Here is a 24,288-nt window from a genome sequence, read left to right on the forward strand (position 1 = left end):
CACCACATAGCACGCACTACACATCAATACACGCTATTTTGCTGCTTATTTTGCAACTGCGGCATACCATTTCAACACGGTTTCGACAGCATCATCTGCCGTCATGGCCGAGGTATCGAGGACATGCGCCCCTTCCGCGGGAACCAGCGGCGCAATCGCACGGTGAGTATCACGTTCGTCCCGCGCCTGCAAATCCATCAGAAGGTCTTCCATATTAGCAGAAAAACCCTTGTCTATCAATTGCTTGTAGCGCCGTTGCGCGCGCGCCTCGACGCTGGCGGTCAGGAACACCTTCAATGGGGCATGCGGGAAGATCACCGTGCCCATATCGCGCCCATCGGCCACCAGGCCCGGCGTCTTGCGAAAGCCCAGCTGCAAACCGACCAAGGCATGGCGAACAGTTGGTAAAACAGCAATTTTCGACGCCGTATTCCCCACTTCTTCGGCACGGATCTGCTCCGTGACATTTTCATGCGCCAGCAGGATCTCGCCGCCCGCAAAATGACAGGGCAAGTGTTCGGCCAGCTTGGCCAGCGCGTGCTCGTCGCGCAAGTCCGTGCCGCGGCGCAGCGCGCTCAAGGCCGTCAGGCGGTACAGCGCGCCCGAGTCCAGGTAATGAAAGCCCAGCTTGTCTGCCACGCGGTGCGCCACCGTGCCCTTGCCGGAAGCGGTGGGGCCGTCGATGGCGATGACTGGGATGTTGGAGGTCGGCATAGTGTTAGCAATCAATTAAATCAAAGAGTCTTTGGCAATCCCCGCGAAGGCGGCGAAATACTCGGGGAAGGTCTTGGCCACGCATTTCGGGTCGTTGATGCGCATCTCGTTGCCGCGGCGCGCGGCGCCGTCCAGCGAAGCCAGCGAAAAGCACATGGCCATGCGGTGGTCGTCATACGTGTCGATGGTGGCGGCAAGAATCTGCGCCGGCGGCGTCACGCGCAGGTAATCGGCGCCCTCTTCCACTTCCGCGCCCAGCTTGCGCAACTCCGTGGCCATGGCGGCCAGGCGGTCCGTCTCTTTTACGCGCCAGCTGGCGATATTGCGCAAGGTGCTGGTACCATCCGCGTACAGGGCGGCCACGGCGATCGTCATGGCCGCGTCGGGGATGTGGTTGAAGTCCATGTCGACGGCTTTCAGCGCGCCGTTGGAACGGGCTTCGATCCAGTTCTCGCCCATGGTGATGGTCGCGCCCATCTGCTGCAAGGCTTCGACGAAGCGCACGTCGCCCTGGATGCTGTCGCGTCCCACGCCTTCCACGCGCACGGGGCCGCCGCCGATGGCGCCGGCCGCCAGGAAATACGAGGCCGACGAAGCGTCGCCTTCCACGTGGATGGTGCCCGGGCTTTGGTATTGCTGGCCCGGCTGCACGGTGAACGACTGCCAGCCGTCATGTTCGACCGTCACGCCGAAACGGCGCATCAGGTTCAGCGTGATCTCGATGTACGGCTTGGAAATGAGTTCGCCCGTGACATCAATGGTGACGGCATGGTCGCGCGCCATCAGCGGCGCCACCATCAAGAGGGCCGTCAGGAACTGGCTCGACACGTTGCCGCGCACGGCGATGCGCTGCGCATGGATGTGGCCGCGGCGGATGCGCAGCGGCGGGAAGCCCTGCTCGCCCGTGTATTCGATCTGCGTGCCGACGGCGTTCAGCGCGTCGACCAGGTCGCCGATCGGGCGCTCGTGCATGCGCGACACGCCGTGCAAGGTGTAGTCGCCGCCGATGACGGCCAGCGCCGCCGTCAGCGGGCGGATCGCCGTGCCGGCATTGCCCATGAAGAGGTCAGCCTCGTGGTGCGGGAACACGCCGCCGCAACCTTCCACGTGGTGGATCTGGTGCGCGGTGGCCGGGTCGCCCTGCAACTCGTCCTGCGTCCATTTGACGCCCAGCGACGTCAGGGCCGTCAGCATGACGAAGGTGTCGTCGGAGGCGAGCAGGTCGACGATCTTCGTCGTGCCCTTGGCCAGCGCGGCCAGCAGCAGCACGCGGTTGGAAATGCTTTTCGAGCCGGGCAAGCGCACCGTGCCCTCGGCGTGCATCACCGGTTTCAAGTCGATATGGTGGGGGTAGTGCTTGGTCTGGGTCATGCTGGAATCCTTGATATTTATTGTGCGGGCGCGGGAGCTTCCGCCGTCTCGATCGCCTCGATCCATTGCTGCCGCGCGTGCTGGGCGTTCGCGTACACGCCCTCGATGGCGGCGCCGTCGTGCGCGGCCAGGTGGGCGCGCAAGGTCGTCAACTGCGCCAGGTAGGCGTCCAGTTCGTGCAGCAGCGCCGGCTGGTTGGCCAGGCTGATGTCGCGCCACATTTCCGGCGATGAGCCGGCGATGCGTGTAAAGTCGCGAAAGCCGCTGGCAGCGTATTGAAACAGCAGGCCCGCGTGCGGTTTGTTGGCGATGTCGTCGACCAGCGCAAAGGCCAGCAAATGCGGCAGATGGCTGACGGCGGCAAACACCTTGTCATGTTCTTCGGGCGTCAACGTGTGCAGGATGGCGCCGCAGGCACGCCAGGCGGCCGCCACGCGCTCGACGTCGTCCGCGGCGTTTTCCGCCAGCGGCGTGAGCACCACTTTCTTGCCTTGATACAGATCAATGATGGCGGCGTCGGGACCATTCGTCTCGCGCCCCGCGATCGGGTGGCCGGGCACGAACTGGCCCACCTTGCCGCCGAGCGCCGCGCGCGCGGCCGCCACCACGTCGCTCTTCGTGCTACCCCCATCGGTGACGATGGTGCCGGGCTGCAGGTGCGGCGCGATGGATGCCAGGATGGGGCCCGTCTGCGCCACGGGCGCGGCCAGCAGCACCAGGTCGGCGCCATGCAAGGCTTGCGCCATGTCGCCGCCGATTTCATCGATGATACCCAGTTCGAGCGCGCGCACCATCGAGGCGCGTGAGCGGCCCATGCCGACTACGGTTTGAACCACGCCCGCATGTTTCAAGGCGCGCGCGAACGATCCGCCGATCAGGCCTACGCCAAAAATGACGACCTTCTTCAGTGCAGGCGTCGTCATGGCGTCAAGCCAGCGCTTTCGTCAGCGCGGCGATGAAGATGGCGTTTTCCTGCGGCAGGCCGATGGAAATGCGCAGCCATTGCGGCAAGCCATAGCTGCCGACGGGGCGCACGATCACGCCCTGTTTCAGCAGCGCCAGGTTCACGCGCGCACCCGCTTCGTCATCGTCGCCCACCTTCACCAGCACAAAATTGCCGTGCGACGGCACGTATTCCAGGCCCAGTTGCGCAAACGCTTCCGTAAACTGCTGGTAGCCGGCCGCGTTGTTGCGCGCGCTTTGCTCGAGGAAGGCCTTGTCGTTCAGGGCGGCAATCGCGGCCGCCTGCGCCAGCGAGTTGACGTTGAATGGCTGACGGATGCGGTTCATCAAATCCGTCAGCACCGGCTGGGCGATGGCGAAGCCGATGCGCAGGCCGGCCAGGCCATACGCCTTCGACAGGGTGCGCGAGACCACCAGGTTCGGATACTGGCGCACCCACGCCGTCGACTCGTACTGCTCGTCGGCCGACAGGAATTCGTTGTAGGCCTCGTCCAGCACGACGACGACATGCGCCGGCACTTTCTGCAGGAAGGCTTCGAGCTGCGCCGCCGTCAGGAAGGTGCCCGTCGGGTTGTTCGGGTTGGCGATGAAAATCAGACGCGTGTCGTCGGCAATCGCCGCCGCCATGGCGTCCAGGTCATGGCCATAGGCTTGCGCCGGGACGACGATGTGGCGCGCGCCCAGGCCTTGCGTGGCCAGCGCGTACACGGCGAACGAATACTGCGAGTACACGACGGATTCGCCATGCTGCACGAAGGCGTGCGCGGCGATTTCCAGGATGTCGTTGCTGCCGTTGCCCAAGGTGATCCAGTCGGCCGGCACGTCATAGCGCTTCGACAGCACGGCTTTCAAGTCAAAGCCGTTGGCGTCCGGGTAGCGGCCCAGGTCATCGATGGCGGCGATCATCGCCTGCTTGGCCGATTCCGGCATGCCGTACGGGTTTTCATTCGACGCCAGCTTGACGATGGCTGCCTCGTCGAGGCCGAATTCGCGCGCGACTTCCGCGATCGGTTTGCCGCTCTGGTAAGGGGCGATGGCGCGGACGTATTCTGGACCGATATTTTTAGACATGGTGTTCTTTAAAAAAGTGGGTGATTGTAAGAATAGCTACAGCTTCACAGGCTGACAGGATATGACCCCAGCACCTTGAAAAACGCCGCATTGCTTTGCAGCTCGGCCAGCGCCTGGGCGACGGCTGCGTCGTGCACGTGGCCCTCCACGTCGACATAGAAATAATACTCCCAGCTGCCCATGCGCGCCGGGCGCGACTCGAAGCGCGTCATCGACACGCCGTGTTTCGCCAGGGGCGCGAGCAACTGGTACACGGCGCCCGCCTTGTTCGGCACGGCCAGCACCAGCGACGTCTGGTCCTTGCCCGACGGCGCCGTCTGCAAGGTGCCGACGACGGCAAAGCGCGTGCGGTTGTGCGGGTCGTCCTGGATATGGCCCTTGACCACGCCCAGCTTGTACTGCGCGCCCGCCAGTTCGCTGGCGATGGCCGCCACCGTGCCGTCTTCGCCGGCCATGCGGGCCGCCTCGGCGTTCGAGGCCACGGCATGGCGCGCGATGTGCGGGTAGTTCTGGTTCAGCCACACCTGGCACTGCGCCAGCGCCTGCGAATGGGCGCAGATGGAGGTGACGCCATCCATGTTGCCGCTCTTCGTCATCAGGCTGTGGTGCACGGCAATCGCCACCTCGCCGCTGATGATGAGACTCGTCTGCAGCATCATGTCCAGGGTACGGTTGACGGCGCCTTCCGAGGAATTTTCGATCGGCACCACGCCGAAATCCGCCGTTCCCGCCTCGGCGGAACGGAATACTTCGTCGATGGACGCGCATGGCAAGCCTTCCACGGCACTGCCGAACTGCTGGTACACGGCCTGTTCGCTGAAAGTGCCGGCCGGGCCAAGGTACGCCACAGTGACCCGTTTTTCCAGCGAGCGGCAGGACGACATGATTTCGCGGAAGATGGTCTGCACTTCGCGGTCGCCCATGGGGCCGGGATTGCGTTCGGCCACGCCGCGCAGCACCTGCGCCTCGCGCTCGGGGCGGAACACGGGCGCCTGCGTTTCAGCCTTCACGTGGCCCACTTGCTGGGCGATTTGCGCGCGGCGGTTCAGCAGTTCGAGGATTTGCGCGTCGATCGCATCGATCTGTTCGCGCAGCGGTTTCAATTTATCGGTCATGGTTGGTTTGTTTCGTCAGCTGTACTTCAATCATGGCCGCGCGGCCTGCGCCGGCGGCGGGCCGGCGCGGTCGTCTAGGCGACTCAGCGTCCGGCAAACTCGTTCAAATAGTTGACCAGGGCTTGCACGCCCTCGATCGGCATCGCGTTATAAATCGATGCACGCATGCCGCCGACGGACTTGTGGCCCTTCAGTTGCAGCAGGCCGCGCTGTTTCGCGCCGGCCAGGAATGCGTCGTTCAGACTTTCATCGCGCAGATAGAACGGGATGGTCATGCGCGAGCGGTATTCTGGGGCGACCCGGTTCTGGTAAAAGTCGTCCGCATCGAGCGCCGCGTACAGCAGCGCCGCTTTCTCAATATTACGCTGTTCCATGGCTGCAACGCCACCCTGGCGTTTGAGCCACTGGAAAACCAGGCCGGCGATATAGATGCCGTAGGTGGGCGGCGTGTTGTACATCGACTCATGTTCGGCCACGATGCTCCAGTCGAAGGCCGACGGGCAGATCGGCAGCGCCTTACCCAGCAAGTCTTCGCGCACGATGACCAGGGTCAGGCCGGCCGGGCCGATATTTTTCTGCGCGCCGCCGAAGATGACGCCATATTGCGATACATCAATAACACGCGACAAAATGTGCGACGACATGTCGGCCACGATGGTGGTCCCTGCCGGCACGTTCGGCGCCTGCTGGAATTCCACGCCGTCGATGGTTTCATTGGTGCAGATGTGCAGGTAGGCGGCGCCTGGCGTCAGCTGCCATTCGGCGACCGGCGGCACGCCCGTGAAACGGGCGGCCTTGGACGACGCGGCCACGTTGACGTTGGCGTACTTGGCCGCTTCCTGGATCGACTTGCCGGACCACGAGCCCGTGTGCACGAAGTCCACGGTGGCCGGCTGCTGCGCGGCCAGGCCCACCAGGTTCATCGGGATGATGGCGTTCTCGCCCAGGCCACCGCCCTGCAGGAACAGAATCTTGTAGTTGTCGGGCACGGCCAGCAGCTCGCGCAGGTCGGCCACTGCCTGCTGGTAGATGGAAATGAATTCGGGACCACGGTGGCTCATTTCCATCACCGACATGCCACTGCCATGCCAGTCCTGCATCTCGGCAGCCGCTTGCGCCAGCACTTCCTTGGGCAGGACGGCGGGGCCGGCGGAAAAATTGTAGATATGGGTCACGATACGGTCCTTGGCAAAATGGAAATCTTATTGGGGCGCCTGCGTGGCCGCCCGCATGACCTGGTCCAGCACCGCATTCACGCGCGGGATCAGCACGCGCTGGCTGATGGCCATCGATTCGGCAGACAGCTGCGGCATGGTGGCCAGCATCTTGCGGCCCAGCGGCGTCTTGTAGAAGGTCGTCAGCTGCTCGACTTCGGGCACCGTGTAAAAGCGCGCGTACAGGGGCACCATTTCGGCGGCCAGTTCGTCGATCAGGGTCGGGTCGGCCAGCACCTGTGTCAGGGTGGCGATGGCCAGGGGGATTTCTTCCTCGGCGCTGGCCAGCGCGCGCGCCTTGCGCTGCTCGTCCAGGTTCGGGTTGCTGCTGATTTGCTGCTGCGCCGACTGGCGGATCATGGCCGGCACCGATTGCAGCATCTGGTCGAAGATGTTGCGCGTCAGTTGCGGAAACTGCATCGCGTCGAGCATGCGCCGCACGGCCACCTTCATGGCGGGGCTGGGCGCCGCCTGGCGGGCGGGCGTGGCTTGCGTGCTCTGGGCCAGGGCCGGCAGGGTCGCAAGGAAGGCCAGCGAAAACGCGGCGAAGAAGGTGGCGACGATTTTTCTCATGGCATGCGGGACTTTACAAAAGCGGGGAACTATCTGGGGGTACGCAGGCTGGCGCCGCAACTGGCACGCCAACAGCAATTGGGGCTCCCGAAAGAGCCCCAATCATCTTACTCCGGCTGCGCCGGGTCGACAGGATCGGCCGGTTCAGCCGCTGCCGGCGCGGCCGCAGCCTCCTGGCCCGCCTCCGTCGTCAGCTCGACTTCGTCGATATCCGTCTCCACCACGCGCTGCAGGCCGGACAGCTTGGTGCCGTCTTCCACGGCGATCAGGGTCACGCCCTGCGTCGCGCGGCCCATCTCGCGGATTTCCGACACGCGGGTGCGGATCAATACGCCACCGGTGGTGATCAGCATGATTTCATCGCTGGTATCGACCAGGGTCGCGGCAACCACTTTACCGTTGCGCTCACTGGTCTGGATGGCGATCATGCCTTTCGTGCCACGGCCATGGCGCGTGTACTCGGTGATCGGCGTACGCTTGCCGTAGCCGTTTTCCGTGGCTGTCAGCACCGACTGCTGCTCGTTCTCGGCCACCAGCAAGGCGATCACGTGCTGGCCTTCTTCCAGGTTCATGCCGCGCACGCCGCGCGCCGTACGGCCCATCGGACGCACGTCGTTTTCGTCGAAGCGCACAGCCTTGCCCGAATCGGAGAACAGCATCACGTCGTGCTGGCCGTCGGTCAGCGCCGCGCCGATCAGGAAGTCGCCGTCGTCCAGGTCGACCGCGATGATGCCGGCCTTGCGTGGATTGCTGAAGTCCTTCAGCGGCGTCTTCTTGACGGTACCGAGGCTGGTCGACATGAACACGTAATGGTCTTCCGGGAACGTGCGGTTCTCGCCCGACAGCGGCAGGATCACGGTGATCTTTTCGTTGTCCTGCAGCGGGAACATGTTGACGATCGGCTTGCCGCGCGAATTGCGCGAGCCTTGCGGCACTTCCCACACCTTCAGCCAGTACATGCGGCCACGATCCGAGAAGCACAGGATGTAGTCGTGCGTGTTGGCGATGAACAGCTGGTCGATCCAGTCTTCCTCTTTCGTCGCCATGGCCTGCTTGCCGCGGCCGCCGCGCTTCTGCGCGCGATATTCGGTGATCGGCTGGGCCTTCATGTAGCCCGTGTGCGACAGGGTCACGACCATGTCCTGCGGCGTGATCAGATCTTCCGTTTCCAGGTCGGTCGCGTTCAATTCGATCTGCGAGCGGCGCACATCCTTGTTGCCGGCGCCGTATTCGTTCTTCGCCGCCGTCATTTCGTCGGTGATGATGACGGTGACGCGTTCCGGCTTGGCCAGGATGTCGAGCAAGTCGGCGATATGTTCCATCACGTCCTTGTACTCGTTGACGATCTTGTCCTGTTCCAGGCCGGTCAGGCGCTGCAGGCGCATTTGCAGAATTTCCTGCGCCTGGTCGTCCGACAGCTTGTACAGGCCATCGCCCTGCATGCCATAGTGCTTCGGCAGGTTTTCCGGACGGTAGGCGTCGATGCCGCCTGGCGTCGAGCCGTCGCCCGTGCGGGCCAGCATTTCGCGCACGACGGACGAGTCCCAGGCCTTGGCCATCAGCTCGACCTTGGCGATCGGTGGCGTCGGCGCGGCCTTGATGATGGCGATGAAGTCATCGATGTTGGCCAGCGCGACAGCCAGGCCTTCCAATACGTGACCGCGTTCGCGCGCCTTGCGCAGTTCGAACACGGTGCGGCGCGTCACCACTTCGCGGCGGTGCGACAGGAAGCATTGCAGCATCTGCTTGAGGTTGAGCAGCTTCGGCTGGCCATCGACCAGGGCCACCATGTTCATGCCGAAGGTGTCTTGCAACTGGGTTTGCTTGTACAGGTTGTTCAGCACCACTTCCGGCACTTCGCCCCGTTTCAGCTCGATCACCACGCGCATGCCCGACTTGTCGGATTCGTCGCGGATGTCGGAAATGCCGTCGAGCTTCTTGTCGCGCACGTTTTCAGCGATGCGTTCCAGCAAGGATTTCTTGTTGACCTGGAATGGCAGCTCGTCGACGATGATGGCGATGCGGCCGCCATCCTTGCCGTATTCTTCGAAGTGGGTCTTGGCGCGCATGACGACGCGGCCGCGGCCAGTGCGGTAGCCGTCGCGCACGCCGGACACGCCATAGATGATGCCGGCCGTCGGGAAGTCCGGCGCCGGGATCAGCTCGATCAATTCATCGATCGTGCACTCGGGGTTGCGCAGCACGTGCAGCGCGCCGTCGATGACTTCGGTGATGTTGTGTGGCGGAATGTTCGTCGCCATGCCGACCGCGATACCGGACGAGCCATTGATCAGCAGGTTGGGGATACGCGTCGGCAAGACCGTCGGTTCCTTTTCCTTGCCATCGTAGTTGGGCTGGAAGTCGACGGTGTCCTTGTCGATATCGGCCAGCAGCTCGCTGGCGATCTTGTCCAGGCGGCACTCGGTGTAACGCATCGCCGCGGCGCCGTCGCCGTCGACGGAACCGAAGTTGCCCTGGCCATCGACGAGCATGTAGCGCAGCGAGAAATCCTGCGCCATGCGCACCAGCGTGTCGTAGATCGAGGCATCGCCGTGGGGATGGTATTTACCCATGGTTTCGCCGACCACGCGGGCGCACTTGACGTAAGGGCGGTTCCACACGTTGTTCATTTCATGCATCGCGAACAAGACGCGACGGTGCACTGGCTTCAAGCCATCGCGCGCATCGGGCAAGGCGCGACCGACGATCACGCTCATGGCGTAATCGAGGTAGCTCTTGCGCATCTCTTCTTCGAGGGAAATAGGAATTGTTTCTTTTGCGAATTGATCCATTGGCGGTTCGACTGATCTCAGGCTGTGGTTAACTTATCTGTTACGCAATGTATGACGCAATACTGCATATCCTGGGTGGCTGTCGTCGTGGACGCCGCGCCGCGCGCTGCTGGCGCGGCCCGGCTTCCATGTCGCAGAGTGCCGGAACAAATCGGCGGGCTGGCGGCACGGCCAGTACGTGCACCGCAGTGGTACGAGCTGGCCATGCAGTGCCGCCGTGGGCATTTGCCCGACACTCTTAACAGTCAAGCGCACGATTTTAGCATGCGCGCCCAGCTACCTGTACAAATTGGCCATACCAACAAGATTGGCAGTTTGCACCGGAGCCGTGCAGCCTGACCTCTCGATAATGCACAATGGCAATACCAGTTCAAGATACCTGCCCTTAAAAGAGGCAAAAAAAGCGATCAATTGTTACAGACGCGTTACAAATGGGCATTTTCGTTGCGCAAAAACAACGCGCGGTCTAAAATCGGGCAAGCTTTGATTTAACCACGGTCGTGCGCCCCTGATGCGTGTGGCAAAATGACTGGGAAGTTAATTGCTAGTTTCGCAATCTGAAACGAGCGCATATGGTCTACATGATAAAATCTTGGCACGTAGCACCAGTAGCGCAGTGTTGTTCTGCGGATATCACCCCCCGAAAGGAAAAAAGAATGAATAAATTTGTAACGCTGTTTTTCGCTGCATCCGCAGTGATTGCTGGCTCGGCTTCGGCCCAAACCCCAACCTCCCCACCATTCGCGCCAGTTACCACTGACATCAAAGCACCAAGCCCAAAAAGCGCTTACGTGCAAGATGCCCGCGGCGTGATCGTGCGTGACCCATTCGGCCTGTGCTGGCGTACCGGCTACTGGACACCTGCTGACGCAGTGCCAGGTTGCGACGTGCCACTGTGCGTAGAGCCAGAAACCCTGCAAGACGGCAAATGCGTGGCTCCTCCAGCACCAGTCGTACCAGCACCGGCACCAGTCGTTGTCGTACCAGTACCAGTCGTAGTTGCTCCTACCTCGGAAAAAGTCAGCTTCGCTGCTGATGCATTCTTCGATTTCGACAAAGCTACGCTGAAGCCAGAAGGCAAAGCCAAGCTGGACGAGCTGTCCGCACAACTGGGCGGCATCAACCTGGAAGTCATCATCGCTGTGGGTCACACCGACTCCGTCGGCACCGATGCTTACAACCAAAAACTGTCGGTACGTCGTGCTGATGCTGTCAAAGCCTACCTGGTCACCAAAGGCGTTGAAAGCAACCGCGTGTACACCGAAGGCAAAGGCGAGAAACAACCTGTTGCTGATAACAAAACTGCCGAAGGCCGTGCGAAAAACCGTCGCGTGGAAATCGAAGTTGTTGGTACCCGCAACAAGTAATAGCTGAACCCCTGGACTTGCTGCAAGTCATCGCGCAAGTCAAGAACAGCATGAAAAACCCCGCCACGGCGGGGTTTTTTTTCGTCCGTGGCTGCCCAATTGTAAAATTGCCGCTATTATTCGACCTATGAACGCCGACCCTCTCGAAATCCAAAAATTCAGTGAGCTGGCCCACCGCTGGTGGGACCCCACTTCCGAGTTTCGTCCCCTGCACGAAATTAACCCCCTGCGCCTGGAATGGATCAACGCGAAAGTGCCGCTGGCCGGCAAGCGCGTGATCGACATCGGCTGCGGCGGCGGTATCCTGGCCGAATCGATGGCCCGCAAGGGTGCCGACGTGACGGGCATCGACCTGTCCGACAAGGCCCTGAAAGTGGCTGACCTGCACAGCCTGGAATCGGGCGCCAAGGTGCGCTACAAGCTGATCGCCGCCGAAGCCATGGCCGAGGAAGAGGCAGGCCAGTACGACGTCGTGACCTGCATGGAAATGCTCGAGCACGTGCCGGACCCCGCCGCCATCGTCAAGGCTTGCGCCGCGCTGGTGAAGCCGGGCGGCCACGTCTTCCTGTCGACCCTGAACCGCAACCCGAAAGCGTACCTGTTTGCCATCCTGGGCGCCGAATACCTGCTGCGCCTGCTGCCGAAAGGCACGCATGACTATGACAAATTCATCACCCCGTCCGAACTGTCGCAATACGTGCGCAGCGCCGGCCTGGACGTCAACAGCATGCGCGGCATGGGCTACAATCCGCTGACCAAGATTTACTCACTTAATAGCGATACCAGCGTCAATTATCTGGTGGCCTGCACCCGGCCGCTGTAACCATCACGCACAATACAAGGCGGCTGCGGCCGCCATTTTTCATTCCTACTTGACACACTTTGTCCGCCATGATCACTGACCATCTGCCAGCCCCGCGCGCCATCCTGTTCGACCTCGACGGCACCCTGGCCGACACCGCGCCCGACCTGGCGGCGGCCATCAACCTGCTGCGCGCGCGCGCCGGCCTGGCGCCGACCCCGTATGACGTCCTGCGCCCCACGGCCTCGGCCGGCGCGCGCGGCATGATCGGTGCATCCTACGGCATCGGCCCCGGCGAAAGCGGCTACGAAGCCCTGAAAGACGGATTCCTGAACAATTACGAAGCTGCCCTGGCCGTGGAAAGCCGCCTGTTCGACGGCATCCCCGCCCTGCTGGAAGGCCTGCAAGCCCTGGGCCTGGCCTGGGGCGTGGTCACCAACAAGGCCGCCCGCTTCACCGACCCGCTGGTCGGCCAGATCGGCCTGGGCGCCGCCGGCTGCGTGATTTCGGGCGACACCATGGCGCACCCGAAACCGCACCCCGCCCCCCTGCTGGAAGCGGCGCGCCGCCTGGACCTGGCGCCGGCAGACTGCTGGTACGTGGGCGACGACCTGCGCGACATCCAGGCCGGCCGCGCCGCCGGCATGCGCACGGTGGCCTGCGCCTGGGGCTACTGCGGCCCCGTCGAACCGCAGCACTGGAACGCCGACCACCTGCTGGATACCCCGCATGCGCTGCTCGAGTTGGTCAGCGCGGTAGTGAAGGCGGCGCAGGCGCGGCAATTGGCGGCATAAATCGGCCCGCGCTTGATCTGGCACACCAGCAAGCGAATGCACCATGCAAGAGTGGGCGGATTGCGCTACAATGAAGGTTCTGTGGGGACGACCTGGTTTCGACGTGGGTTGCAAAGCAGCGCAGGGCATACCGAGGGCGGGCTACCTCGTAAATACAACCTGAAAAAACTTAACTGCAAACGATAACTCGTACGCACTGGCAGCTTAATCGCTGTTAGCTCTAGAACACCTCGTCCCTGGGGTGGGCCGTCAAAAGCTCTAGAGTCATTTACAGGGACTCGTCGTATGCTGGGTTACTTAGCGTCCGACTAAATAATAGGTAACTCGCTTGCCCATAACGTGCACATCCGTGCTGGCTGAGTTAAATTAAATGATAGTGCTAAGTATGTAGAACTGTCTGTGGAGTGCTTGCGGACGCGGGTTCGATTCCCGCCGTCTCCACCACTGAATAAATAAAAAGGGCTTCCCCGTTTTGGCGGGGAGGCCCTTTTTATTTATTCCATGCATGCAGAACGCGGGCGTCGAATCCGCGTCCGGTACGGGCGCGGGGGGGGGGGGGGGGGGGGGGGGGGGGGGGGGTTGCGCTTGCAAGCGCAACCCTCTCCGATTCGTCTGACTAGTTTTTGCGCCGCAGGCGGTTTTTCCTAACGACAACATCAACTGCTCAGGCCGTGTACGAATGGCGAACCTGCCCCTCGCCCTTTAGCCGGTAAAATCATACGCAAAGGTGGTCTGGCAAGCCACGCCGGCGGCGAGAAAAATAACGAGCAAAACTACAAACACGGCCAGCGAGCCATATTCAGCAAAAACAGGACTATCCAAGTAACAAAACAGAAGCTCCACCTAATCGGGCGTAATATCAAGGCCTTGGCAGAGAAACCCAAACCATGAAAATTGCTCGCCTGCTTTCCTCCAGTTTCCTCGTGCTAGCCGTAGCCCTCGTCGCCTATGGTCTTTTCGGCTTCTCCCGTTTTACCTGGTACACGGGCGCATACTACGATGAGCGCATGATCTTGTTCGACCACGGCTTCTATCCCTTTGCGTGGGGTATCGCGCTGCTGCTGATGGGACAAATCGCCCGCTTGCACCATCGTCGACCGGCCATGCTGCTCGCCGCTGGCACCACCCTGATGCTCCTTCTCTGGAAACGAGCAACCGTGCCCGATGCCATCGCCAATCAGCAACTTTTCCCCGATCCAGCTTTACTGGAGGGACTGATTGTTACCGCTGTCGTAGTCATCGTTTTGGCGCTGATAGACCGCCCCGTCGAACAAGCCATCCGCAAAGCTCTTGCTCGCACCCGGTGACCGGCCGCCCCCATTACTCCCCACACACCGCCCCACCCACCGCTCCCCCGATACTCAAGCCCGTCGACAAATCGAAACCAAAATCACAGCGATAGCCATCTTTCGGACGGTGCCGACACAGCAGCATGTCACGATTGCGAATGCGTATTTGCGGGTCAGGGCAGCCATCGCGCATATCCGGCCCGATGGCGTCGAACATGTCCTTTGCAGCGGCTCCCGTCAAACGAAACGCGACTTTGGTATCCCCCGCAACCGGTGCCACGGCATCGTCGAGATATGCGCCATAGATCGCGTACGCCCCTGAAACATCCTTTTGCACGAATTCCCATATGGCCCCGGCCTGGTGCGCCAACAGCAAGCACAGCAGCGCGACGAATAGCTGGCTAGCGCGCCTCAGCATACGGAGCCGCCGATACTGCGTCCGCTCAGAAGGTCAAAACCGAAGTCGCAATGGTGCCCATCACGGGGATGATAGGAGCAACGCACTTCCGCCCGCTGGCGCAGGCGATATTCGCCGTCCGCGCCGCACACGTTGCGCAAGTCCGGCCCCATCGCATCGAATAGCTGCTTTGCCGCCTTGCCATCGATCCAGAACGCGATGCGCTTGTCTTTACTGGTCGACGGCTGCGGATCGCTCAGGCCTCCGCTATAGATGGCATAGCGGCCTTTGAATGACTGGTAAGAAAATAACCATTTGGGAGCGGACTGAGCCATGACCATAGCAACAACAAGGAGCGGAAAAACAGCGAGAAGGCGTTTCATGTCATCCGTCCCGCTATTTACTCGTGATGTGAAAATGGTCGTCGTGATGTATGAGTGGTCTTATCCGGGGGATAGCAGGGTCATTAAAATAAATAACTTGGACAAAACTGAATTCAAAAAATATGCGGATTAGCTTTGCATTGCATCGCGATGCATACTGCCTGTCAAACCTTGTAACGCATTTTATTGACGATGTCTCGCGCCGCAGTAATTGGCGAGAATCCTCGCATGATCGCCAAGAGATGCACGCTCGACAATTTTTGCCGTTATACATCTTCTGAGCATTGCGAAGGATCAAATCTCTGTACGTTAATGGCGTTATCGCTAATTACAGCCACGACATTGAACCAGCGCAAGATCGCGCAGTGCCACGTTGAGACTAAAGAACCTCCCCCAGCAAATATCCCATCGCCCTCCGATACTTCTCCACCCGCTCCAAATCCTTCCGCGTTGGCTCCCCTATCCTCGACAAATCGCTATTCTCGGCCAGATCCGCCAGCTTGACGGCCTTGCCGACCGGATTCAGGGCCGCGCGGGCGATGAAATCGTCGTACGATTCGCCCTCGATCTTGGTCACGGCGCGCACGCCGTCGATGACTTCCCGGGAAAATCCTTCGCGCGCCAGGTCGTCGAAGGTGATTTTCCCGTCGCTGTCTTCCACCACATCATGCAGTACGGCGACAATTTGCTGGGCGCCAGGGGCGACGCGCAGCATGACGCGCAAGGGGTGGAGTATGTATGGCGCGCCGCCCTTGTCCGTCTGGCCGGCATGGGTGGCGGCGGCGATTTCAATCGCGCGTTCCAGGGTGCCGCGTCTTGCGTGTTCACTCATGTTTACTCCTTGTTCACTCCACGTTGCTTGCTGACCCCGTTATGCGCCAGCCGCGGCGCTGCAAATGGCAAACGCTGCTGCACAGCAAGGCTGGCACCAGTAAATTGAGCACCGGTATCAGCATCAGCAAGCACAGCAGCAGACCCAGGGCAGCAATCGCCGGGCGCTGCGCGCGGCGCAACGCCGCTTGCTGTTCTGCGCCGAGCACGTCTTCGGCCGCCGCGCCGTAGATCATCCGGACATTCCAGGCCAGCAAGTACGACACCAGCACGCACATGGCCCACACGGGGATCAGCAGGGAAAGCAGCAGCAACAGGCGCCGCCAGACGGGGCGCGGGGCGGACAGCTCCAGGCCGGCCGGCGCTTGCCACGGGGCATAGCGGCGTGCCGCCACAGCCTTGGCCCGTTCCAGCAACAGCCAGCGCAGCGGCAAGCGCGCCGTGCCGATGGCGCCGACGATAAAGACCATGACATAGAACAAGGTGGCCAGCGCCAGCAAGGCCAGGGCGATCTGGCCGATCGACAGCAGGGCCTTGGCGGCGCTGCCCAGGCCGCCGGCGATATTGCCCATCTGCGAGAGCGTGGCAGGCCCGTTGGCCAGTGTCCCGACGCCATCCATCACGCCCAGGCCCAGCAAGCCGGTAACCGACACCAGCGCCAGCATGGCGCTCAGCTCGACAAAAAAACGGCCGAAACAGCCATACAGCCCCAGCCACAGGGCCACGACCGCCATGCACCACAGCGCAGAGCGCCACCACAGGCCCGCATGACGCGCATCGCGCACTCCCAGGCCGATGCACGTGAAGGCTTCCCGCCAGGCCTGCAGCCAGGTTTGCAATGTTTGTGTCACGCTCAGGCGTACTCCGCAATGAAGGGGCGGATACGTCGATCCGGATGTTGCCGATTGTACATGGACAAGGCTGGCGCACGCGCGCCCCTTCCTCAGCCGTCAGCAATCGCTATCGAAACGCAAAAGCAGTCGCGGCCTGCTCGGCCGGCTCGCAAGGCGAGGCATAACAGACTTGATTTCTGCCGGATGCCTTGGCCTTGTACAGTGCCGTATCAGCGAGTTCAACCAGTTCGACCGCCTGGTTTTCCAGGTGCGTCGGCATGAAAGCCGCCACGCCGACGCTGACCGTCACCACGCCCAGGGGATTGCCCCGATGTTCGACGCCCAGCGATTGCGCTGCCTGGCGAACACCTTCCGCCACCGCCAGGGCGCCCGGCAAATCCGTTCCAGGCAATAAAATGACCATTTCCTCGCCACCATAGCGTGCCGCCAGGTCGCCCGGCCTGCGCATGCTGTAGCCGACCACTTTGCCGATTTTTCTCAGGCACTCGTCGCCGGCCACATGGCCATAGATATCGTTGTATTGCTTGAAGAAGTCGACATCGATCAACACCAGCGCAAGCGAGCCGTCTTCACGCTGTGCACGGCTGAACTCGGCAAGCAGCGACTGGTCGAAGTGGCGCCGGTTCGCCAGCCCCGTCAATCCATCCTGGTTGGCAAGGCGGGCCAGGGTTTCATTGATCAATTCCAGTTCATTGCGCGCCTCGAGCAATCCAGCCTCGCTCTTGACCCGCAAATCGATTTGCCGCACCACGCGGTATCCGATGAAGGCAATCAGCAGCACCAGCACGCCACCCACCGCGTTCTGCAAAATCGTGTCGAGACGCCACGAAGCGAGGACTTCATCCTGTGACAGTGCGGCAGAGACAACCAGCGGGTATTCCTCGACCCTTCGATAGCTATTGATACGCGTCACGCCATCGACGCCCGACTTGATCACGGCCGTGCCAACGGGACTTTTGGGCAAATAATCGTGGAATACGGGGAATTGCGAAATATCGCGTCCCAACAGGCTTTCATCGAAAGGCCTCCGCAATAAAAGAATGCCTTTTCCATTCGCAATGAAAATGGCGCCTTTTTCCCCTATCGAAAAACGTTCATAAAACAGCCTGAAATAATTCATGTCGATGGTCGCCAGCGCCACGCCGCCGAAACTTCCGTCGGGCATATTGATTCGCCGTGATACCGTGACTATCCATTGCCCCGTTGATTTGCTGCGCACGGGAGGTCCGACATAGGGCCCCCGGTCCTCATGCGTTCGATGGTAGTTGAAATAATCCCGATCAGAATTATTCAGATTGCTCAACAGCGTTTTCTGCGAATTCACGAGCCAGCTGCCATCCCTCGCATAGATGAAGATGCCGTGCAACTGGCGCAGCTCGGCGACACGGGCGACCAGCAATTTGTGCACACGGGCCAATTCGCTATCGGAAACACCGTCTGTTTCCACCCGCTCCACCAGTCCGACCAGCACCGTATCGGCTTCCTTGATGGTGTCATAGGCATGCTGCGCAACAGATTGCGCCAGATTGGCGCTTTCGCGGGCCGCCTCACTCAGCTGTACTTCCCGTGCGCGCAAGGTCATCCAGAACTGGATCGCCAGGAGCGACAGGCACACCAGCACGACAAATGAGATGGCCAGCGGCAGCAAGGAAAATCCACGGAAACCTGCTCCCAACAAGCGTGGCGGCAAGCTGCGTGACCTGATCATGGCGACACTCCCGGATTGACATGCCGCAAAGTGTGCACCAAATAGGCAGCAACATACTCACACATCGTCACAAACAAGATACAAAAAAATTACCACTGCACTTGCCAGGGAGCATGGATGAATAATTATTTTGCCTGCTGCGCCATGGTGCTCGCTCTTTTCTCGACGACACACGCGGCTGACAGGCAGCGCCCGCCCTACCGCCGGCTCAACGGCACGTATTCCCCCGGCAAGCTGGCCACCTCCAGCGCATCGGCAAACGCCAGCAAGAACTTCGCCGGGCCATGGTCCGACACCAGCAAGGAGGCGCCCTTGTGGCGCAGCAGTTTCAACACTTCCTGCTGGTGCGCCTGGTATTCGCTGGAGTGCCCGTAAAACGTTTGATACATCTCAAGGGTTTCCATGGCCTTGGCGGCCAGGATGAATTCGGGTTTGTCCATGATGTCTCCTCGTTGTCAGTACTGCCAAAACCACGAAAAAAACCTGCAAGACGTGCGGCCCATGCCGGTCGCACTGCCTTGCGGCAACCACATCCGTATTTCCATCATACGCCTCAACCCGGCCATTGCGCCGTCCTGTCGCGCATCTTTTTCCATTCCACCCGTCCTGCTACGTCACCGTGCATCCAGACCTGCGCCATTCCTCGCGTGCGCGCTAGCCGCACGCTCCCGCACATGGCATCATGCGCCTTACCCATTTACTCTGGCGACACATGGACCAATATCACTTCCTGGTAGGCGAATTCAAGAAAAATACCCCCTTCATTGCCGCCGCGGCCAGCGCACAGCTGTTCGCCTGGTTCGCGCACATCGGCGAACCCGTCGAGCGCTACGGCAACAAGCGCGGCAAGATCGTCAAGTTCTCACAGCGAAATTACGAGAAGATGCTGTTCGCGCCAGAGACCGACGGCATCGGACTGCTTTCGCCGCGTCTCGTGCCGCCCGACGAAGCTGACGAGGCCGTCAACTGCGACGCGCAAGCCATGTACTCATCGGGCTCGGAGCTGGTTCTGTCCATACGCGCCAGCAAGCTTGCGCTGATGCCGTTGTTCGACGGTGCCCGGGCCATACCCGGCCTGTTTGAGCATTGCGAATATGTGTACTGCTACGCTGAAACGCAGGGCTATGGCACCGGCTACGCACTCGGCTACCGGCAGATCGATGAAGCCCATCCGATGACCTTTGGCACTCCTTGCCCCGCAAATAACTGGGCCGCCATCAAGCGGCGCGGGCTGCAAGATTCGCACCTGCGCGATGTATATCCGATCAACGGTTTCACGCAAGCCAGACTGGATGCGCTGCCGCCCGAGCGCCGGCAAGCGCTGCGCGACGCGATGCAGGCGTATGGCCGCTGCGAGGAGCATGCCGGCTTGACTTTCTGGTACCTGCCGCCCGAGGAACTGGACGCCGCCCGCACCGCGCTGAACGCACACGCCATGCTGGGCGCCTATATCAGCCACCGACACCCATGAGCAAACATTTATCGCTGCACTGCTATCTGCAGGACGCCGCCGCCGAGCGCCCCCTGCCCTGCTCCGACGTGACCATCCACGCCGACCCGGCCACCCTGCGCGCCATCGCCCATTTTCTGCTGGCCAGCGCCGACACCTTTGATCAGGCGCAAGACCGGGCCGGCATGCACGCCCATCTGCAAGACGAATGGGACGGCTGGCAGGACGACTTCCCCGACCTCGTCGTGGTGGCGGCCTAGGTGGCAACCTAGCCCGGCGCCTGCGTCGGCGCGCGTCGGGTAACATACGCCACCTTTGCCATACAGAGAACACTCGATGCCCCATTCCCGATACGCCCTGCCGTCGCTGCGCACGGCCGTGCTGGCCGCCGCGCTGGCCAACCTGTCCGCCTGCGCCAGCCCGCCCGCGCACGAAACGCTGTTCCTCGCCACCACCCTCACGCCCGCGCACTCCTTTACCAAGGGCATCGAAGGCCCGGCCGTGGATGCGGATGGCAATATCTACGCCGTCAACTTTGCGCGCCAGCAAACCATCGGCAAGGTCAGCCCCGGCGGCATGGGCGAGGTGTACCTGACCCTGCCTGGCACCAGCATCGCCAACGGCATCCGCTTCGGCAGCCGTGGGCAGATGTATTTGGCCGACTACATGGAACACACGATTTACCTGGTCGACCCGGCCACGCGCGCGCTCGCCATCCACGCACGCGAACCGCGCATGACGCAGCCGAACGACATCGCCATCACGGCCGACGACGTACTGTATGCGAGCGACCCGAACTGGAAGGAAAACACGGGCCGCGTGTGGCGCATCGCGCAAGACGGTACGGTGACCCTGGCGCTCGACACCATGGGCACGGCCAATGGCATCGAGGTCAGTCCCGACGGCAAGATCTTGTATGTGAATGAAAGCGTGCAGCGCAATATCTGGATGTATGACATTGCCGCGGACGGCAGCCTGAGCGGCAAGCGATTGCTGATCAAGTTCGACGATTTCGGCATGGACGGCATGCGCGTGGATGTCGACGGCAACCTGTACGTGACGCGCTACGGCAAGGGCAGCGTGGTCAAATTGTCGCCGCAGGGCCGCATCTTGCGCGAGATCAGCGTGCCCGGCGCCAAGCCGAGTAACATCACCTTCGGCGGCCCCGATGGCCGCACGGCGTACGTGACGGAAGTGGTGCAGGGACGGCTGCTGCAATTTCGCGTCGACCGCCCGGGCCTGGAATGGCAGCGGGCGCAGCAGCATAAAGTAAATGCGGCCAATGCGGCGGCAGCGGCGGCAGCCCCGCCACCGGCTGCCGCGGAGTCCGTCAGCGCGGAATGACGCGCTCCGCCTTCAACTTCTCGAACAGCTTGAAGAAGGCGTCTTGCGTATCCTGGTAATCGGGGAAGCCGGCCTTGCGGCTCTTGCCCATGTCCGTCATCACTTCCATCGGCCGGCCCAGGTCGGCATCCGTATGCCACCAGGAAGCGAGGCGGCCGACATCCAGCTCGGCCAGATCATGCTGCTGCGCGATGGCGCGCCACTGGGCGGGGGCATCCTGCATGCGCTCGGCCAGCGGCGCCATCACCTCGGGCAGACCGGCCGCCGCGACGCCGAAGTAGGCGGCCAGGCGCGGCCACAGCCACTTCCAGCGGAAGACGTCGCCATTGACGATATTGAAATCTTCGTTGCGCGCGGCCGGGCTGTCGGCCGCCCACGCCAGGTGGCGCGCGATCTGGCCCGCGTCCGTCATGTCGGACAAGCCATGCCATTGCGCGGGCGAACCGGGAAACACGAAGGGCTGGCCGCCGGCCTTGCACAAATTCGCATACACGGCCAGGGTCAGGCCCATGTTCATGGCATTGCCCAGCGCGTAGCCGATGATGGTGTGCGGGCGGTGCACGCTCCACGTAAAACCGTACTGCGCGGCCGCTTCAAACAGCCGGTCTTCCTGTTCATAGTAGAAATTGTCCACGTCCTGGCGGCCCTGCTCTTCGCGGAACGGCGTGACGGGCACGCTGCCCTTGCCATACGCATCGAACGGCCCCAGGTAATGCTTGAGGCCAGTGACCAGCGCCGCATGGCGCAAGTGGCCGGCCGGTCCCAGCGCGGCCAGCACATTGGCCACCATGGCTCCATTGACGCGGATGTTTTCCTGCTCGTTTGCCTGGCGTGCCCAGGCCGTGAAAAAGACGTGGCTGGCGTCCAGGCCCGCCAGGGCGGCGTTTACTGCCGCGCCATCCGTGGCATCAAATTGCAGGGAAGTGCAGCCTGCCGGCACGGGCGTGCGGCCGCGCGAGACGCCCGTCACTTGCCAGCCCTGCGCCAGCAAGTGCGTGGCCAGATTGTTGCCGATGATGCCGCTGGCGCCGATGATGAGAGCGTGTTTTTGCATGAGAGAAAGCCTCCGAAAGAAAAAAACATCATATCCGCGCCATCAATTCTTATCCGCGATACTATTTCCCCTTATTCATGAATAAAATTCGCGAATCATGTTTTCATCGGAACATCTCAAGGGCCTCACACCGTTTCTCGCCACGGCCGACGCGGGCAGTTTTACCAGGGCGGCCGAGCGCCTGCACCTGAGCAGCTCGGCCGTCAGCAAGAGCGTGGCGCGGCTGGAAGAGCGGCTGGGCGTGCTGCTGTTCGAGCGCAGCACGCGCCGGCTGAAACTGAGCGACGCGGGCCGCGCCTACTACGCCACTTGCAAGCGCGTGCTGCAGGAACTGATGGATGCGGAAGACGTGCTGGGCGAGCATGCGACGGAGCTGGCGGGCAAGGTGCGCATCGGCGTACCCGCCTCGTATGGCCGCCTGCGCGTGATGCCTGCGCTGCTGGAGCTGTGCGCGCAGTATCCGCGCTTGCAGCCGTCGATCGCCTTCAGCGACCGCTTCGTCGACCTGTTCGAGGAGCGCATCGACATCGCCGTGCGCATCGGCGCGCCCTCGCACTGGCCGGCCGCGCTGGGCCAGATGCACCTGGGCGACGAACAGCTGATCCTGTGCGCGGCGCCCAGCTACCTGGCGCGGCGCGGCACGCCCGCGTCCATCGCGGATCTGGATGGCCACGACTGCATCGCCTACGGGCGCGGCGACGGTTCGCCCATGCCGTGGGTCTTCCCTGACGGCGCCACGGGCGGGCAGGTCGAGCACCGCCTGGCATCTCCCCGCATGACGGTGGGCGACGCGGAAGCGCGCACGGCCGCCGTACTGGCCGGCCTGGGCGTGGCGCAGCTGGCCACGTGGCTGGTGCACGAACACCTGGCCACGGGCGCCATCGTGGCGGTGCTGCCGGCACTGGCCACGCAAGGCTTGCCCCTGTACCTGGCGTGGCCGCTGGCGCGCCAGCTGACGCCGAAAACAGGCACCCTGCTGCAGGAACTGCGGCAGCGGCTGACGATCAGTTGATTCAGTTGATTCAGTTGATTCAGTTGAAAATTCCGCTTGACCCTGACGTTACGTCAGGTGCGATTCTGCTTGCACGCACCCGGAAAGGAGTACCCCATGCTGTTGAAAATCGGTGAACTGGCCAAGATGACAGGCTTGAGCATCCGCACCCTGCACCACTACGACAGCATCGGTCTGCTCTCGCCCTCGGCGCGCACGCAAGCTGGCTACCGCCTGTACCAGCACAGCGACATGGACCGGCTGCACCGGATCATGGCGCTGCGCAAGTTCGGGCTGTCGCTGGCCGATATCGCCAACGCCCTCGCCGGCCCGGACCTGCCTTTGCATTCCATCGTGGCGCAGCAGATCGCCATGCTGGAACGCCAGATCGCGCAAGCTTCCACCTTGCGCGAACGCCTGCGCACCCTGCAGGCGCAACTGGCGCAGGGGCAGGCGCCGGAACTGGCCGAGTGGCTCACCACTATGGAGTTAATGACCATGTACGACAAATACTTTAGTCCCGAAGAACTGCAACAGCTGCCGCTGCTGACAGATAGCGCCGTGGAACAGGAATGGAAGGCACTGGTAGCGAGGGTGCGCGCCGTCAAGGAGGCGGGCGCCGGCCCCGGCGATGCGCAAGCACAAGCGCTGGCCACGGAATGGATGGTCAAGCTGGTGCGCGACACGGGTGCCCACCCGGGCCTGTTCGCACGCCTGAACAGCATGCACGAACAGGAACCATCGATGCAAGCGACGACCAGCGTCGATGCGGACGTGATGCAATTCATCATCGCCGCCTTCAATGCCTCGCGCATTGCGCTGTATCGACCTTTCCTCGACGAGCAGGAATATGCGTACCTGGTGGCCAACTACGGCAAGCGCTCGGGCGAGTGGCCGGCCCTGATCGCCGCCGTGCGCGCCGCCATGGATGCGCGCACGCCGCCCACCGACCCGGCCGTGCTGCAGCTGGCGCGGCAGTGGCTGGACCTGTTCTGCTCATATGCGGGCACGAACCCGGCCACGCAGCTGAAATTCCGCCAGGCGCACCTGCAGGAACCGCGTCTGATGGAAGGCAGCTTCGTCGACGGGGCCATGCTGCAATACCTGGGCGCGGCGATGGCCGTGGTGGCGCAGGAGCGTCCCGGCAAATAAGTTGACGTGTGGCATCTCGTGGGCGGGGCCATGTAGAATCGGCCTTCGCCCACGAGAGG

At 62.1% G+C, this 24,288-nt stretch carries 24 protein-coding genes and 1 other RNA gene; 10 read left to right on the forward strand and 15 right to left on the reverse strand.

Annotated features, from left to right (window positions below; all coding sequences use genetic code 11):
* Positions 1-45 precede the first annotated feature (45 nt).
* From cmk to gyrA, 8 genes are all read right to left on the reverse strand, one after another.
* On the reverse strand, positions 46-714 hold the full coding sequence (cmk, locus tag O3301_RS15645) for a (d)CMP kinase (RefSeq protein ID WP_099665145.1): 669 nt from the start codon (positions 712-714) through the stop codon (positions 46-48).
* A gap of 15 nt (positions 715-729) precedes the next feature.
* Positions 730-2,085: a 3-phosphoshikimate 1-carboxyvinyltransferase gene (aroA, locus tag O3301_RS15650; RefSeq protein WP_305056820.1), complete on the reverse strand. Its 1,356-nt coding sequence runs from the start codon at positions 2,083-2,085 to the stop codon at positions 730-732.
* A 17-nt stretch (positions 2,086-2,102) separates the two neighbouring features.
* Entirely contained in the window at positions 2,103-3,008 is a 906-nt protein-coding gene (locus tag O3301_RS15655) for a prephenate dehydrogenase/arogenate dehydrogenase family protein (RefSeq protein WP_305056821.1), read from the reverse strand.
* 4 nt (positions 3,009-3,012) lie between these two features.
* Complete coding sequence (gene hisC, locus O3301_RS15660; protein WP_289906213.1) at positions 3,013-4,119, reverse strand: histidinol-phosphate transaminase; 1,107 nt, start codon at positions 4,117-4,119, stop codon at positions 3,013-3,015.
* A gap of 44 nt (positions 4,120-4,163) precedes the next feature.
* Complete coding sequence (pheA, locus tag O3301_RS15665; protein WP_092612019.1) at positions 4,164-5,234, reverse strand: prephenate dehydratase; 1,071 nt, start codon at positions 5,232-5,234, stop codon at positions 4,164-4,166.
* An 83-nt stretch (positions 5,235-5,317) separates the two neighbouring features.
* Positions 5,318-6,409, reverse strand: a complete 1,092-nt coding sequence (gene serC, locus O3301_RS15670; protein WP_099665148.1) for a 3-phosphoserine/phosphohydroxythreonine transaminase — start codon at positions 6,407-6,409, stop codon at positions 5,318-5,320.
* A 27-nt stretch (positions 6,410-6,436) separates the two neighbouring features.
* On the reverse strand, positions 6,437-7,021 hold the full coding sequence (locus O3301_RS15675; protein WP_289906215.1) for a DUF2059 domain-containing protein: 585 nt from the start codon (positions 7,019-7,021) through the stop codon (positions 6,437-6,439).
* 107 nt (positions 7,022-7,128) lie between these two features.
* Positions 7,129-9,813: a DNA gyrase subunit A gene (gene gyrA / locus O3301_RS15680; protein ID WP_251349945.1), complete on the reverse strand. Its 2,685-nt coding sequence runs from the start codon at positions 9,811-9,813 to the stop codon at positions 7,129-7,131.
* 656 nt (positions 9,814-10,469) lie between these two features.
* On the opposite strand from gyrA, the gene ompA reads away from it, so the two are divergent.
* The 5 genes from ompA (at position 10,470) to O3301_RS15705 (ending at position 14,083) form a co-directional block, all read left to right on the forward strand.
* A complete protein-coding gene (gene ompA, locus O3301_RS15685) occupies positions 10,470-11,180 on the forward strand; it encodes an outer membrane protein OmpA (RefSeq protein WP_034782001.1) in 711 nt (236 codons plus the stop codon).
* Between the two features lie 127 nt (positions 11,181-11,307).
* Positions 11,308-12,003 (forward strand): bifunctional 2-polyprenyl-6-hydroxyphenol methylase/3-demethylubiquinol 3-O-methyltransferase UbiG, encoded by a 696-nt coding sequence (ubiG, locus tag O3301_RS15690; RefSeq protein ID WP_077400739.1) that lies wholly within the window; start codon positions 11,308-11,310, stop codon positions 12,001-12,003.
* A 68-nt stretch (positions 12,004-12,071) separates the two neighbouring features.
* Positions 12,072-12,776 carry an HAD family hydrolase gene (locus tag O3301_RS15695; RefSeq protein ID WP_305056822.1) on the forward strand — a complete coding sequence of 235 codons (705 nt, stop codon included), beginning with the start codon at positions 12,072-12,074 and terminating at the stop codon, positions 12,774-12,776.
* Between the two features lie 83 nt (positions 12,777-12,859).
* Positions 12,860-13,220, forward strand: a transfer-messenger RNA (tmRNA) gene (gene ssrA, locus O3301_RS15700).
* A 443-nt stretch (positions 13,221-13,663) separates the two neighbouring features.
* Positions 13,664-14,083 (forward strand): hypothetical protein, encoded by a 420-nt coding sequence (locus tag O3301_RS15705; RefSeq protein ID WP_305056823.1) that lies wholly within the window; start codon positions 13,664-13,666, stop codon positions 14,081-14,083.
* Positions 14,084-14,096: 13 nt separating this feature from the next.
* Here O3301_RS15705 and O3301_RS15710 read toward each other — a convergent pair whose 3' ends face one another.
* The 6 genes from O3301_RS15710 to O3301_RS15735 form a co-directional block, all read right to left on the reverse strand.
* Entirely contained in the window at positions 14,097-14,483 is a 387-nt protein-coding gene (locus tag O3301_RS15710) for a hypothetical protein (protein ID WP_305056824.1), read from the reverse strand.
* Entirely contained in the window at positions 14,477-14,845 is a 369-nt protein-coding gene (locus O3301_RS15715; protein WP_289913444.1) for a hypothetical protein, read from the reverse strand. Before O3301_RS15715 ends, O3301_RS15710 begins: the two co-directional genes overlap by 7 nt.
* A 379-nt stretch (positions 14,846-15,224) precedes the next feature.
* The gene (locus tag O3301_RS15720; protein WP_289899976.1) at positions 15,225-15,677 is read right to left on the reverse strand and encodes a GTP pyrophosphokinase; all 453 of its coding nucleotides are present in this window, start codon (positions 15,675-15,677) and stop codon (positions 15,225-15,227) included.
* 13 nt (positions 15,678-15,690) lie between these two features.
* Positions 15,691-16,527, reverse strand: a complete 837-nt coding sequence (locus O3301_RS15725; protein WP_305056825.1) for a hypothetical protein — start codon at positions 16,525-16,527, stop codon at positions 15,691-15,693.
* 109 nt (positions 16,528-16,636) lie between these two features.
* Positions 16,637-18,238 (reverse strand): sensor domain-containing diguanylate cyclase, encoded by a 1,602-nt coding sequence (locus tag O3301_RS15730; RefSeq protein ID WP_289906223.1) that lies wholly within the window; start codon positions 18,236-18,238, stop codon positions 16,637-16,639.
* 197 nt (positions 18,239-18,435) lie between these two features.
* On the reverse strand, positions 18,436-18,678 hold the full coding sequence (locus tag O3301_RS15735) for a hypothetical protein (protein WP_099665161.1): 243 nt from the start codon (positions 18,676-18,678) through the stop codon (positions 18,436-18,438).
* Between the two features lie 272 nt (positions 18,679-18,950).
* Here O3301_RS15735 and O3301_RS15740 point away from each other — a divergent pair, with 272 nt between their 5' ends.
* From O3301_RS15740 to O3301_RS15750, 3 genes are all read left to right on the forward strand, one after another.
* Positions 18,951-19,709: a hypothetical protein gene (locus O3301_RS15740; RefSeq protein WP_099665162.1), complete on the forward strand. Its 759-nt coding sequence runs from the start codon at positions 18,951-18,953 to the stop codon at positions 19,707-19,709.
* Positions 19,706-19,948 carry a hypothetical protein gene (locus O3301_RS15745; RefSeq protein WP_251349932.1) on the forward strand — a complete coding sequence of 81 codons (243 nt, stop codon included), beginning with the start codon at positions 19,706-19,708 and terminating at the stop codon, positions 19,946-19,948. The genes O3301_RS15740 and O3301_RS15745 overlap by 4 nt, the downstream gene beginning before the upstream one ends.
* Before the next feature lie 76 nt (positions 19,949-20,024).
* On the forward strand, positions 20,025-21,032 hold the full coding sequence (locus tag O3301_RS15750) for an SMP-30/gluconolactonase/LRE family protein (RefSeq protein WP_305056826.1): 1,008 nt from the start codon (positions 20,025-20,027) through the stop codon (positions 21,030-21,032).
* Here O3301_RS15750 and O3301_RS15755 read toward each other — a convergent pair.
* A complete protein-coding gene (locus O3301_RS15755) occupies positions 21,019-22,086 on the reverse strand; it encodes an SDR family oxidoreductase (protein ID WP_305056827.1) in 1,068 nt (355 codons plus the stop codon). The genes O3301_RS15750 and O3301_RS15755 overlap by 14 nt on opposite strands.
* 97 nt (positions 22,087-22,183) lie before the next feature.
* On the opposite strand from O3301_RS15755, the gene O3301_RS15760 reads away from it, so the two are divergent.
* Together O3301_RS15760 and O3301_RS15765 are read left to right on the forward strand one after the other, a co-directional pair.
* Entirely contained in the window at positions 22,184-23,098 is a 915-nt protein-coding gene (locus O3301_RS15760) for a LysR family transcriptional regulator (protein WP_305056828.1), read from the forward strand.
* A gap of 96 nt (positions 23,099-23,194) precedes the next feature.
* Entirely contained in the window at positions 23,195-24,229 is a 1,035-nt protein-coding gene (locus tag O3301_RS15765; protein ID WP_305056829.1) for a MerR family transcriptional regulator, read from the forward strand.
* The last annotated feature ends 59 nt before the right edge of the window (positions 24,230-24,288 follow it).

The organism is Janthinobacterium sp. SUN211, assembly GCF_030587315.1.
GTDB lineage: Bacteria > Pseudomonadota > Gammaproteobacteria > Burkholderiales > Burkholderiaceae_D > Janthinobacterium > Janthinobacterium kumbetense.